Origin of the sequence: Rahnella woolbedingensis (assembly GCF_003602095.1) — a bacterium.
GTDB lineage: Bacteria > Pseudomonadota > Gammaproteobacteria > Enterobacterales > Enterobacteriaceae > Rahnella > Rahnella woolbedingensis.
The window spans coordinates 88340-101671 of the sequence record NZ_RAHH01000012.1; the positions used below are offsets into that span (position 1 = coordinate 88340).

Genomic DNA, 13332 nt, shown 5'->3' on the forward strand with positions numbered 1-13332 from the left:
GACCTATGGCTCGAAACCTGAAATAGTCGGTGTGGGCCGACGCCCACGACCTTGAAGTTATTTTAAACGGCCCTGGTGATGTCCGTCAAACATCACATATTTTAATATTCCCCGCCTTTTCATCACCCATAATTGATAAGCGTCATTACGCCCGGTGAGCTATTTCGGCATAGTGCCCGCCTTTCACTTGGATCCAAATTTCATCTCGGGGAATATAAATATGCTGGAATTACTCATCGGACTGGTGGTCGCCGTGTTTGTCGGGCGGTATATCATCAAAGGTTACTCACCCACCGGCGTTCTCATGGTGGGCGGGCTGTTGCTGCTGATCATCAGCGCCATTATGGGTCACAGTATCCTGCCGGAAGGCACCAAAAGTACCGGCTGGAATGCGACGGATATCGTTGAATACGTCAAAATTCTGCTGATGAGCCGCGGCGGCGATCTCGGCATGATGATTATGATGCTGTGCGGATTTGCAGCGTATATGACGCATATTGGTGCCAACGACGTGGTGGTCAAACTGGCGTCCCGCCCGTTGCAGATGATTAACTCCCCTTATATTCTGATGGTCGCGGCCTATATTCTGGCCTGTCTGATGTCACTGGCGGTGTCTTCGGCGACCGGTCTGGGCGTGTTGCTGATGGCGACGCTGTTCCCGATTATGGTCAACGTCGGCATCAGCCGTGGCGCGGCGGCGGCGATTTGTGCGTCTCCGGCGGCGATTATTCTTTCCCCGACGTCCGGCGATGTGGTGCTGGCGGCGCAGGCAGCAAACATGCCGCTGGTGGATTTTGCCTTTAAAGTCACCCTGCCGATTTCCATTGCTGCCATTGTGGCGATGGCAGTCGCGCACTTCTTCTGGCAACGCTATCTGGATAAACGCGATACCACGACGCAGGTGGATGCCATCGATTCCAATGCGGACGATGTGGTGGAAACCAATGCGCCCGCTTTCTACGCCATTTTGCCTTTCACGCCGATTATCGGTGTGCTGATTTTTGACGGTAAATGGGGCCCGAATCTGCATATCATCACCATTCTGGTGATTTGTATGCTGCTGACCGCCATCATTGAAACGCTGCGTAACCGTAACGGCAAAGCCGTCTTCGCCGGTCTGGACGTGGCTTATCGCGGCATGGCAGATGCCTTCGCCAACGTGGTGATGCTGCTGGTCGCGGCTGGCGTATTCGCGCAGGGGCTCAGCACTGTCGGATTTATCAGCAGCCTGATCGGACTGGCGCAAAACTTCGGTTCCGGCAGCATTGTGATGATGCTGGTTCTGGTGGTGATCACCGTGCTGGCCGCCATGACCACCGGCTCCGGTAATGCGTCATTCTATGCGTTCGTCGAACTGATTCCGAAGCTGGCCGCCAAAATGGGCATCAACCCTGAATATCTGGTTATCCCGATGTTGCAGGCGTCCAATCTGGGACGCACCATTTCACCGGTTTCCGGCGTCGTCGTGGCCGTGGCCGGTATGGCAAAAATATCCCCTTTCGAAGTGGTAAAACGGACCTCCGTTCCCGTGCTGGTCGGCCTGATTGTGGTGGTTGTCGCCACTGAAATTCTGGTGCCGGTGCACTGACCCTCCCCGATTTTACAACCTGAATCATTCAGGTTGTATCAAGGCGGCAACTGAGCAAGTCCCCGGGAGCATACAAAAGTATGTGACCGGGGCGCGTGAAGGCAGCCAACGCAGAGACGGCGTGAAGGATAAAGGTATTGATCACATAAATACGATAACGAGAATGCCTCTCACAGGTTAAGCTACTGCGCCTTGAAGGTCGGGGAACTCTCCCTGTGCTGATTTGATGGCGAAACCAGCGTGAGAAAAGCTTTTATGTCGAATAATCCGGGCTATAAACGTATTGGCGGGTGGTTACTGGCCCCGATGGCGTATCTGATTGTGACGCTGCTGAGCGTCGTATTAATGCTGTTCCTGTTTTCAATGGCATTATTTGTGCCGGAATCTCGTGAATACTTATTCACCAACTCGCAGGCTTTTACCCTGCAATGGTATTTCTCCGTGGTGACCACGCTGGCGATGGGGGCATTTACCGTCGCGGTACTGTGGCAATTCTGTAAGCGCGCAAGAGCCTTACCGAAAATGTATATTATCTGGTTATTGTGTACGGTGCTCCTGGCGGTAAAAGCCTTTGCATTCTCGCCAGTTACAGATGACCTGGCCGTGCGTAACTTATTGTTACCTTTATTGGCCGCCGCTGTCTTTGTGCCTTATTTCAAGCGCTCATTGCGGGTAAAAGAAACCTTCACGGAATAACCCTGAAGTTTTTAATGTTTATTATGTCCGGGCAATTGTCATGACCTCTTATTTATTACTTTTTGTCGGCACTGTGCTGGTAAATAACTTCGTACTGGTTAAGTTTCTTGGCCTGTGCCCGTTTATGGGCGTTTCCAAGAAACTGGAATCAGCGATCGGCATGGGGCTGGCGACCACGTTCGTGATCACCTTGTCGAATATCTGCTCGTGGATTGTGAACACTTTCATACTGATGCCGCTGGGTCTGGTGTATCTGCGCACCATGGCTTTTATTCTGGTGATCGCCGTTGTCGTGCAGTTCACCGAAATGGTGGTGCGCAAAACCAGCCCGTCGCTCTATCGCCTGCTGGGTATCTTTCTGCCGCTGATCACCACTAACTGCGCCGTGCTGGGCGTGGCACTGCTGAACATCAACCAGCAGTTCAACTTTATGCAGTCCGCTCTGTACGGATTTGCCGCCTCGCTCGGTTTCTCGCTGGTGATGGTGCTGTTCGCCGCCATTCGTGAACGTCTGGTGGTGGCTGATGTCCCTGCGCCGTTCAAAGGTTCTTCGATTGCGCTGGTCACGGCTGGCCTGATGTCATTAGCCTTTATGGGCTTCACAGGTCTGGTGAAATTCTAATGTTTGAATTATGGGTAGCGATTGGCGCACTGACCGCTCTGGCGCTGGTTTTTGGCCTGCTGCTGGGCTACGCATCGCGCCGTTTTGCCGTCGAAGGCAACCCGGTTGTCGATCAGATTGACGATATCCTGCCGCAAAGTCAGTGCGCGCAGTGCGGCTATCCCGGCTGTAAACCCTACGCCGAAGCGGTCGCTAATGGCGACAACATCAATAAATGCGTGCCGGGCGGCGAAGCGGTAATGCTCAAGCTTGCCACCCTCTTGAATGTAGAGCCGCAACCGATGGGCGAAGATGCCGCTGCCGCTGTGCCGGTGCGCAAAGTCGCCTACATCGACGAGAGTAACTGCATCGGCTGTACCAAGTGCATTCAGGCCTGCCCGGTCGATGCCATCGTCGGCGCCACCCGCGCCGTGCATACCGTGATCACCGATTTATGTACCGGCTGTGACCTTTGCGTCGCGCCGTGTCCGACCGACTGCATTGAAATGCTGCCGGTAAAAACCACCACCGCAAACTGGAAGTGGGATTTGCAGTCCATTCCGGTTCAGGTCATCCATGCGGAGTAACATGTTTAATCTGTTTGCCGCGCTCAAAAAAGACAAAATCTGGGACTTCGACGGGGGGATTCATCCGCCTGAAATGAAGACTCAGTCGAGCCACGTTCCGCTGCGCAACGTGCCGCTGCCTGAGCGCTTTATCATCCCTCTTCAGCAACATCTTGGCCCTGAGGGCGAGCTGTGTGTAAAAGCTGGCGACCGTATTTTGAAAGGTCAGCCACTGACCACAGGCCGTGGCCGTACGGTGCCGGTACATGCGCCGACGTCGGGCGTCATCACTGCCATTGAACCGCACATCACCGCGCACCCTTCCGGCCTGAAAGAACTGTGTGTATTGATTGAAGCCGACGGTCTTGATACCTGGTGCGAGCGTGAATTCATTACCGATTATCGCGCGCTTTCTGCCGATGAACTGAATCAGCAAATCAGCCAGGCCGGTATCGCCGGGCTGGGCGGTGCAGGTTTCCCGACCGCCAGCAAACTGGCAGGCGGCCTGACGTCCACGCGCACGCTTATCCTTAACGCCGCCGAATGCGAGCCTTACATCACCGCTGATGACCGGCTGATGCAGGAACATGCCGCCGAAATCCTCGAGGGCACGCGCATTCTGTGCCATATGCTGCATCCCGAACGCGTACTGATCGGCATCGAAGATAATAAGCCCGAGGCCGTTGCGGCTTTTAAAGCGGCGATCAAAGCCGAACAGGCTGATGGTGTGCGCATCGAGCTGCGGGTGATCCCGACCAAATACCCTTCCGGCGGCGCGAAACAGCTGACCAAAATTCTGACCGGTCTCGAAGTGCCGAAAGGTCATCACTCCTCTTCTATCGGCGTGCTGATGCAAAACGTCGGCACCGTGTTTGCCATTAAACGCGCAATTATCGACGGCGAACCGCTGATTGAGCGCGTAGTCACGCTGACCGGCGAAGCGATGGCAAAACCCGGCAACGTCTGGGCGCGTCTGGGTACCCCGATTGAACATCTGATGCGTGAAGGTGAATTGCAGCCGCAGGGCGACAAAAAGATGGTGATTATGGGCGGCCCGCTGATGGGCTTTACCCTGCCGTCGCTCAATGTGCCTGTGGTCAAAATTTCCAACTGCCTGCTGGCCCCGTCTCAATCCGAACTCGGTCAGCCCGAGCAGGAAGAAGCCTGTATCCGTTGCAGCCTGTGCGCAGAATCCTGCCCGGCGGGTCTGCTGCCACAGCAACTTTACTGGTTCAGCAAAGGCGAAGAACACGAGAAAGCGCGTAAGCATAATCTGTTCGACTGTATCGAATGTGGTGCCTGTGCCTACGTCTGCCCGAGCAACATTCCGCTGGTGCAGTATTACCGGCAGGAAAAGGCCGAAATCCGCGCCATCGACAGCGAAACCGCCCGCGCTACCGAAGCCAAAGCCCGCTTCGAAGCCAAACAGGCGCGCATGGAACGCGAGAAGTTAGCGCGTGAAGAGAAACATCAGAAAGCGGCCGTGAAGCTGGACGAAACGCCGGTGGAAGCAGCGCCGGTCGCTGAAGCGGTGTCAGAACCTGCCGAAGCCGATCCGCGTAAAGCCGCGCTGGCCGCGGCTATTGCCCGTGCTAAAGCGAAAAAAGCCGCAGCTGAACAGGAAATTCCGGTGGCTTCCGAGCCGGTGCCTGAAACACCGCCATCGGCGGAGGATGACCGCAAAGCTGCCGTGGCGGCGGCTATCGCCCGCGTGAAAGCCAAGAAAGCCGGAAATACCGGCGTCGTCGTTGAAGCAAAAGAAAGCGAACTGGCCGTGGCCCCGCAGGCTCCGGCGGAAGATGACCGTAAGGCCGCCGTTGCCGCCGCCATCGCCCGTGTGAAAGCTAAAAAAGCCGCCGTACAATCGGTAAATGCCGAAGCAAACGTGACAACGTCACCAGCAGAACTCACGGCTGACGACAAACGTAAAGCGGCAGTGGCAGCGGCTATCGCCCGTGCCAAAGCGAAGAAAGCCGCCGCACTGAGTGAAGCGCAGGACGCTGAACCGCAAGAAAAAGAAACATCACAACAAGAAAGTGATCCACGCAAAGCCGCTGTGGCTGCTGCGATCGCCCGAGTTAAGGCCCGTAAAGCCGCTCAGACAATGTCGAACGAGGAATAGATGGCCTTCAGGATCGCAAGTTCACCTTTTACGCATAACCGCCAGAATACCAGCACCATCATGATGATGGTGATCCTGGCGTGTATTCCCGGCCTGGCAGCTCAGGTCTGGTTTTTTGGTTACGGCACGCTGGTTCAACTGACGCTGGCTATCGTGATTGCCCTGCTGGCAGAAGGCGCGGTTTTACAGCTGCGCAAACTGCCGGTGAAAAAACGTCTGGGCGATAACAGCGCCCTGCTGACCGCGGTTTTACTCGGCGTCAGCCTGCCACCGCTCGGCCCGTGGTGGATGGTAGTGCTCGGCACGATTTTCGCCATCATCATCGCCAAACAGCTCTACGGCGGTCTGGGTCAGAATCCGTTTAACCCGGCGATGGTCGGTTATGTGGTGCTGCTGATTTCGTTCCCGGTGCAGATGACCACCTGGCTGCCGCCGGATGCCCTGCAACATCATCACGTCGGATTCACCGACACGCTGCTGACCATTTTTACCGGCCACAACAGTCAGAGCCTGACGGCGTATCAGTTGAACATGAATGTGGATGGCGTGACGCAGGCGACTCCGCTGGATGCGTTTAAAACCGGTCTGCGTTCCGGGCATACCGCTGATCAAATTCTGGGCACACCGCTGTTTGGCGGCACGCTGGCCGGTCTGGGCTGGCAGTGGATTAACCTCGGGTTCCTGGCCGGTGGCCTGTTCCTGATGTGGCGCAAAATCATCAGCTGGCACATCCCGGTGGCGATGTTAGGTATGCTGGTCTTCTGCTCAGGTATTGCATGGGGTCTGTCGCCGGAAAGTTATTCCTCGCCGCTGGTCGGGCTGTTCTCCGGCGCGACGATGCTTGGCGCGTTCTTTATCGCAACCGATCCGGTGACCGCTTCCACCACGCCGAAAGGCCGCCTGATTTTTGGTGCGCTCATTGGTTTACTGGTGTGGCTTATCCGCAGTTACGGCGGTTATCCGGACGGTATCGCCTTCGCGGTTTTACTGGCCAACATTACCGTGCCACTGATTGATCACTACACGCAACCACGTGTTTACGGGCATCGCTGAGGAAGAATTATGTTAGCTACAATGCGACGCCACGGCCTGATCCTGGCTTTCTTTGGCGCACTGATGACCGGCATGACGGCGCTGGTCAATCTGATGACCAAACCGACGATTGCCCATCAGGCACTGTTACAGCAAAAATCGCTGTTTGATCAGGTGATCCCGGCCAGTGTCTACGATAACGACCTGCAGAATGAATGTTACAACGTCACTGATACGTCACTGGGAACCGCCACGCCGCACCGGATGTATCTGGCTCGTAAGAACGGGCAACCGGTGGCGGCTGTGGTCGAAACCACCGCACCTGACGGCTATTCCGGTGCGATTCAGTTATTGGTTGCCGCTGATTTTCATGGCAAAGTTTACGGTTCCCGCGTGCTGGAACAGCATGAAACGCCGGGGCTGGGTGACAAAATTGAAGTACGTATTTCCGACTGGATCAAGCATTTCGCCAATCAGACCGTTAATGGCGCAAGCGATGAGCGCTGGGCGGTGAAGAAAGATGGCGGTATGTTTGATCAGTTTACCGGCGCGACCATTACTCCGCGCGCCGTTGTACGCTCGGTAAAACGCACAACATTATTTATCGGGACGGTACCGTCTCAGCTTTCCCACCTCACCCCTTGTGGAGCCCGTGATGAGTGAAGCCAGAAAGATAATCGTTCAGGGTCTGTGGACCAATAACTCCTCGCTGGTGCAGCTGCTCGGGCTTTGTCCGCTGCTGGCCGTGACGTCCACCGCCACCAACGCCCTCGGTTTAGGACTGGCCACCACGCTGGTGCTGACCTGTACCAACGCCATGATTTCCGCGTTCCGTAAGTGGATCCCGGATGAAATCCGCATCCCGATTTACGTGCTGATTATCGCCTCCGTCGTGAGTACCGTGCAGATGCTGATTAACGCCTATGCGTTCGGTCTGTATCAGGCGCTGGGGATTTTTATCCCGCTGATTGTGACCAACTGTATTGTGGTCGGACGCGCCGAAGCCTGCGCCGCCAGCAGCCCTGTCCATCTGGCTGCGCTCGACGGTGCGATGACCGGTCTGGGTGCCACCTGCGCGATGTTCGTGCTCGGTTCGATGCGTGAAATTCTGGGCAGCGGCGTGCTGTTCAATGGCGCGGATTTACTGCTCGGCAGCTGGGCGAAAGTACTGCGCGTGGAAGTGATTCATCTGGATAACCCGTTCCTGCTGGCGATGCTGCCACCGGGCGCCTTTATCGGCCTCGGACTGCTGCTGGCGGGGAAATACATGATTGATCAGCGCATGAAAGCGCGTAAAGCGGTGCAGCAGGTTGCCGCGAAAGAAAGTCTGCCAAAGGGAAGTGTGCATGAATAAGGAAAAACGCGTCGAGATCCTCAGCCGTTTGCGGGACAACAACCCGCATCCGACCACGGAACTGGTGTACACCACACCGTTCGAGCTGCTGATTTCGGTTCTGCTTTCCGCGCAGGCCACGGATGTCAGCGTGAACAAGGCGACGGCAAAGTTGTATCCGGTCGCCAACACCCCTGGATCCGTTCTGGCGCTGGGCGTGGACGGCGTGAAGGAATACATCAAGACCATCGGCCTGTTCAATTCTAAAGCCGAAAACGTGATTAAAACCTGCCGTATCCTGCTGGAAAAGCACAACGGCGAAGTACCGGAAGATCGCGCTGCCCTGGAAGCCCTGCCGGGCGTCGGCCGTAAAACCGCGAACGTAGTCCTTAACACCGCCTTCGGCTGGCCGACCATTGCCGTCGATACGCACATTTTCCGCGTGTGTAACCGGACAAAGTTTGCGCCGGGGAAAACGGTGGAAGACGTCGAAGAAAAATTACTGAAAGTGGTGCCGGCAGAGTTCAAACTCGATTGCCACCACTGGCTGATTTTGCACGGTCGCTATACCTGCATTGCACGCAAACCGCGATGCGGGAGCTGTCTGATTGAGGACCTGTGCGAGAGCAAAGAGAAGGTCTATGCGGAGTGAAAGGGCTTCCCTTGCGATCCCTTTAAATGTCGTCAAATAGAATTGAGCAAATTATATTTCAGCAACCCCAGCGACAGGCTGGAAATCTTGCCGCTGCGCGGTGCCTTCATTTCACGATTGCAGCCTCAGGTCTGCAACCTCTCATTCAGCAAGCTTTCTGAAACGCCCGCGGCTTTTTTAAAAATTTAAGATAGTGAGGTTGTGAAGTATAAGTCTGAGGCCGGTTCCAAAATCACGCCGGAGGAGAGGTGGAAAACCGCGCGTTAGTTTGCGCGGGTTGTAACCCGAACGAAGGGAACCGCGCAGCGGCGGGATTTTGCGGCTGTCGCCACGGCACCTGAAACATAGCCAGCGAGCAGAGCGCGCAATGAAAGAGCCGGAGATTCTTAAGAGGCGCGGCGATAGGCGCCTCTTAAGGCCAGTTTGGGTGGCAACCCAAGGTTTTGTCGGTGTGGGCCGACGCCCACGACCTTGAACTTGAACTTGAACTTGAATTTGAAAGCCGCCATTGCAGCGGCCTCTGCAATTAAATAAACGATTTCGCCTGCTTCAGTACCACATCACACGCTTTGGCTTTCACTTTGTCTTTCACCTGCGTCAGCCCGCTGCCGAGGTTGTTCAGATCCACGCTCTGATCTTTACCGGTTTTCAGTAAACCGCCCAGCCCTTGCTGATAATCCTGACTTTCTGCGCCGGACGCGCTCTGGATCCCCAGTTTGTCCAGAAGCTGGTCCTTCACGTTGTCGGTGCTGGCTTTAGAAAGCACATTATTCTTCACGCAATATTGCAAAACACCCGCCGCGTTTGACGCGCTGGTCGAGGTCAGTGCGCTGTCGCCGCCGCTGAGCAGGGAAGTCAGCGAAGAAGTGGTGCCGGCAGAACCGGTTTTGCTGCTGGTGCCATTCAGTCCGTCGTTGGCAGCCTGCTGCAGTTGTCCCAGAAGATTATTCGAGGCCTGTGCGCCTGCTGAAAGCAAAATACCCGCAGAGGCCATCGCCAGAACAACCGCTTTCAAAGTTTTCATGTCTTACTCCATCCTTTTCAAATAAGTATCGCGGCAAATTTTGGGCTTAAACATTCACCGTATCAATAGGAATACCGGAGGGAAATTGCCTGAACATGTTTATTTAGCGGCTTTAAGCGTTTGCTGCTGCGCCAGCCAGACACCGGCGGCGGTGAAGAAGTGCTGAGCCAGTGGCGTAGCCCTTCCCCCTTCGGCGACCACCAGTGCGGCGTGGCGGCTCATGGGTGTGATATCCAGCGGACAACGTTTCAGTGCAGGATGCATTTCATCAATAAGATGCCCGCGCGGCACCAGCGCACAGCCGATGCCGACAAATACGCCCTGCATCAGCTGAAAAATTGACGTGCTTTCCAGCGTCGGATGCAATTCCAGCCCGGACTGACGGAAAAAATTATCCAGATAACGACGGAAATAGCGGCTCGGTTCAGAAAGACATAACGGCAATGTCACCGCCTGTTCAGCGGTCATTAGTTCAATGCCCTGCAAGTGCGGGAAATGGTCCGGGTGATACACCACGTCAACGCCGCCGTCATCGAGCGGCACTAGCTGAAATCGCAGCTCATTCAGCGTCGAGAACTCAAAGAAACCGATACCCACATCCACCGAATGACTGCTCAGCGCTTCAATCAGCTGATCGGCACTGACTTCTGAAACCCGGTAATCCAGTCCAGGATGCGCTTCGCTGACCGCTTTAATCAGCTGCGCCAGCGACACGCTGCATTGCGGCATAACACCGATACGCAATGTACCGCTCAATCCCTGTTTCAGCGATTCAACCTCGAGTTTCAACCCTTCATAGACGGCGACGATTTCCCGCGCCCAGCTCAGTACCCGCAGGCCTTCGGCGGTAAAACCTTCAAAGTTATTACCGCGGTTAATCAGATTAAGGTCGAGTTCTTTTTCGAGATTCTTGAGGCGCATCGACAGCGTCGGCTGACTGACAAAGCTGGCTTGCGCCGCCCTGCCAAAATGCCGTTCACGCTCGAGATTACAAAGGTAGATGAGTTGTTTGATATCCAATTTAGTGTCTGATTAGCCGGTGGTTTTGCCTGATGGAGTGTTTCCCATTATAAGCCAAAGTCATGGGTATGACGCAGCGGATTAAAACCGGCTAAGGCATCCTGACGCTGTTTACGGGCACGACGTGCCAGCGCATAAGCCGGATCGCCGTTGAAACCGTGGAATCCGCCCGGATAGATGCTGAACTCCACCGGTACACCGGCGCGGATTAACCGGCGGGCATACTCAATATTCTCGTCGAGGAATAAATCAATTGAACCGACACCTATCCAGGCCGGAGGTAATCCGCCCAAATCTTGCGCGCGGGCAGCGGCGGCGTAGCAGGAAATGTCCGGTAAACCCGCTTCATGACCGAGATACGCGTGCCAGCCGAAAAGATTGTCCTGACGCGTCCAGGAGAATTCGCCGGTCACAGGATTAGGGTTGGGATCTGTCACCGTGCGGTCGTCGAGCATCGGATACATCAGATTCTGAAACGCCAGTTTCGGACCGCCACGGTCGCGGGTCAGTAATGCCAGCGAGGCCGCCAGTCCGGCTCCGGCACTGTCGCCCATCACACCGATATGCGCCGGGTCGATACCCAGTTCATCGGCCTGTTCAGTCATCCACACCAGCGCGGCATAGCAGTCTTCCAGCGGGCCGGGGAAAGGCGTTTGTGGCGCGAGGCGATAATCCACCGAAACAATCACGCAATCTTGTTGTGCCGCTGTCGGGCGCGTCAAGGGCGTCGACTGTTCCGGACTGCCGAGCACGTAACCGCCGCCGTGAATATGCAAAATACCCATCCGACCTTTTCGCTCATGCTGCGGCGAAATCACCACCACACGCACCGCAGGCGCCTCTTCGCCCCCCCAGATGTTGTGCTGAGTGAGGGTCACGGGCAGGCCGTCGTCCTGTAAAAGACTTTCCAGCGCCGCCGCCTGACGCTGCCCGCGCATGGCATGCAGGACAGAGACTTCAAGAACGCGATCCGGCATCTGTTCCAGTAACGGGCGCAGTTCAGGGTCAACCAGGTGGGCAGTTTTCATCAGGGGATCCTTATCAGAAATGATTTACCCTGTTATTTATAACGCCCTGCGCCGGTTTTAAAAAGCCTGAATAGTTATGGCTTATACCTGTTTACGTTCAGTATTTCATGTTGACCAGAAAACAAAAAAGGGGCAGAAGCCCCTTGTTTCATTCACTGCAATTTCGCGATTACTTTCTGACTTGTTTGGTCGCAAAACCTTTGTTCAGTTTACGTAAGTAAACCAGCCAGGTGATCAACGCACAAACCACGTAGAACACCAGGAAGACTTTCATCGCGCCCGCCGGTGAACCGGTCATCGCCAGTGAAGTCCCGAAGGCTTTAGGGATAAAGAACCCGCCGATAGCACCAATGGAAGAGATAAAACCGAGCGCCGCAGCGGTATCGGTCACGGCTTCACGCAAGGCTTCGTCGTCGCTTGCGCCACGTGCTTTCGCCTGATCGGTGGTCAGTTTACGGAAGATAACCGCAATCATCTGGTAGGTAGAACCACTGCCCAGACCGGCCGTCAGGAACAGCACCATGAAGACCCCGAAGAACGCTGGGAAGTTACCGCCCACGCCGCCAACCGGCAGGGTAAGGAACAGCAGGCCGGCGAAAATAGCCATCACGATATAGTTCACCAGCGTCACGCGGACACCGCCAAGGCGGTCAGACAACATGCCACCCGCAGAACGCGCCAGCGCACCAAAGAACGGGCCGAAGAAGGCGAATTGCAGAATATTGACGTCCGGGAACTGGGTTTTGGTCAGCATCGCAAAACCGGCAGAGAAACCGATAAAGGAGCCGAAAGTCGCCAGATACAGCACGCTCATGATCCACAAGTGGCCGCGTTTAAGTACCGGCAATTGCTGACGGATTGACGCTTTAGAAGACGCCAGATCATTCATTCCGAACCAGGCTGCAATGGTACCAATCAGCAGGAAAGGCACCCAGATCCACGCGGCGTTTTGCAGCCACATGTCTGAGCCATTAGCCAGCGTTTGTTTATCACTGAACGCCGCGAAAACGCCGAGAGAAATCACCAGCGGAGCGACGAGTTGCATCACGCTCACACCCAGATTGCCCAGACCCCCATTGAGACCCAGCGCGCCGCCCTGCTTCGCTTTCGGGAAGAAGAAGCTGATATTGGCCATGCTCGACGCGAAGTTTGCGCCACCGAAACCACACAGCAGCGCGATGATCAGGAAGACGTTGTAAGAGGTGCTGGTATCCTGCACCGCAAAGCCCAGCCATGCACATGGCAGGATCAGGAAAACGGTGCTGATTGCTGTCCAGCGGCGACCGCCGAACAACGGGATCATAAAGGAGTACGGCACGCGCAGCAGTGCGCCGGAAACTGACGGGATGGCGGTCAGCATAAACAGCTGGTCGGTAGTGAAGTTAAAACCGACTTTGTTCAGATTGACCGAAACCAGGCTGAACAGCATCCAGACACAGAAACCCAGCAGCAAACAGGGAACAGAAATCCACAAATTTCGGCTGGCAACTTTATGACCGGTTTTTTCCCAAAATGCCGGATCTTCCGGACGCCAGTCCTGTAACAGGCGTGACGGTTTTTCCGCCGGTGAAGCTGATGTATGTGACATGTGTACCTCGGGTGGCAACGCATTGTTGTTGTAATGATTAAGTTATGTCGCACACACTAGGTAGAGCCCCGCCTCCCGATGT

13 protein-coding genes are annotated in these 13332 nt (G+C 55.4%); 9 read left to right on the top strand and 4 right to left on the bottom strand.

The window, feature by feature from the left end:
• The first annotated feature begins 220 nt into the window (after positions 1-220).
• From dcuC to nth, 9 genes are all read left to right on the top strand, one after another.
• Positions 221-1588, top strand: coding sequence for an anaerobic C4-dicarboxylate transporter DcuC (gene dcuC / locus D6C13_RS11995; protein ID WP_120132975.1), 1368 nt, complete (start codon positions 221-223; stop codon positions 1586-1588).
• 255 nt (positions 1589-1843) lie between these two features.
• A complete protein-coding gene (locus D6C13_RS12000) occupies positions 1844-2284 on the top strand; it encodes a DUF2569 domain-containing protein (RefSeq protein ID WP_112291513.1) in 441 nt (146 codons plus the stop codon).
• 40 nt (positions 2285-2324) lie between these two features.
• Positions 2325-2906, top strand: a complete 582-nt coding sequence (rsxA, locus tag D6C13_RS12005; protein WP_095922116.1) for an electron transport complex subunit RsxA — start codon at positions 2325-2327, stop codon at positions 2904-2906.
• Complete coding sequence (gene rsxB, locus D6C13_RS12010; protein ID WP_047611978.1) at positions 2906-3472, top strand: electron transport complex subunit RsxB; 567 nt, start codon at positions 2906-2908, stop codon at positions 3470-3472. The genes rsxA and rsxB overlap by 1 nt, the downstream gene beginning before the upstream one ends.
• A gap of 1 nt (position 3473) precedes the next feature.
• Positions 3474-5573, top strand: coding sequence for an electron transport complex subunit RsxC (gene rsxC, locus D6C13_RS12015; RefSeq protein ID WP_120132976.1), 2100 nt, complete (start codon positions 3474-3476; stop codon positions 5571-5573).
• Complete coding sequence (rsxD, locus tag D6C13_RS12020; protein WP_120132977.1) at positions 5574-6626, top strand: electron transport complex subunit RsxD; 1053 nt, start codon at positions 5574-5576, stop codon at positions 6624-6626.
• A 9-nt stretch (positions 6627-6635) separates the two neighbouring features.
• Positions 6636-7268 (top strand): electron transport complex subunit RsxG, encoded by a 633-nt coding sequence (gene rsxG, locus D6C13_RS12025; protein ID WP_120132978.1) that lies wholly within the window; start codon positions 6636-6638, stop codon positions 7266-7268.
• Positions 7261-7959 carry an electron transport complex subunit E gene (locus tag D6C13_RS12030; RefSeq protein WP_120132979.1) on the top strand — a complete coding sequence of 233 codons (699 nt, stop codon included), beginning with the start codon at positions 7261-7263 and terminating at the stop codon, positions 7957-7959. The genes rsxG and D6C13_RS12030 overlap by 8 nt, the downstream gene beginning before the upstream one ends.
• Positions 7952-8590, top strand: a complete 639-nt coding sequence (nth, locus tag D6C13_RS12035) for an endonuclease III (protein ID WP_120132980.1) — start codon at positions 7952-7954, stop codon at positions 8588-8590. Before D6C13_RS12030 ends, nth begins: the two co-directional genes overlap by 8 nt.
• Before the next feature lie 526 nt (positions 8591-9116).
• Here nth and D6C13_RS12040 read toward each other — a convergent pair.
• The 4 genes from D6C13_RS12040 to D6C13_RS12055 all read right to left on the bottom strand — a co-directional run bounded on the left by D6C13_RS12040 (position 9117) and on the right by D6C13_RS12055 (position 13250).
• Positions 9117-9614, bottom strand: a complete 498-nt coding sequence (locus tag D6C13_RS12040) for a YjjA family protein (protein WP_120132981.1) — start codon at positions 9612-9614, stop codon at positions 9117-9119.
• 99 nt (positions 9615-9713) lie between these two features.
• Positions 9714-10634 (bottom strand): LysR family transcriptional regulator, encoded by a 921-nt coding sequence (locus D6C13_RS12045; RefSeq protein WP_120132982.1) that lies wholly within the window; start codon positions 10632-10634, stop codon positions 9714-9716.
• A gap of 47 nt (positions 10635-10681) precedes the next feature.
• On the bottom strand, positions 10682-11662 hold the full coding sequence (locus D6C13_RS12050; RefSeq protein ID WP_120132983.1) for an alpha/beta hydrolase: 981 nt from the start codon (positions 11660-11662) through the stop codon (positions 10682-10684).
• A gap of 169 nt (positions 11663-11831) precedes the next feature.
• Positions 11832-13250 (bottom strand): NarK family nitrate/nitrite MFS transporter, encoded by a 1419-nt coding sequence (locus tag D6C13_RS12055; RefSeq protein ID WP_120132984.1) that lies wholly within the window; start codon positions 13248-13250, stop codon positions 11832-11834.
• Positions 13251-13332: the final 82 nt, after the last annotated feature.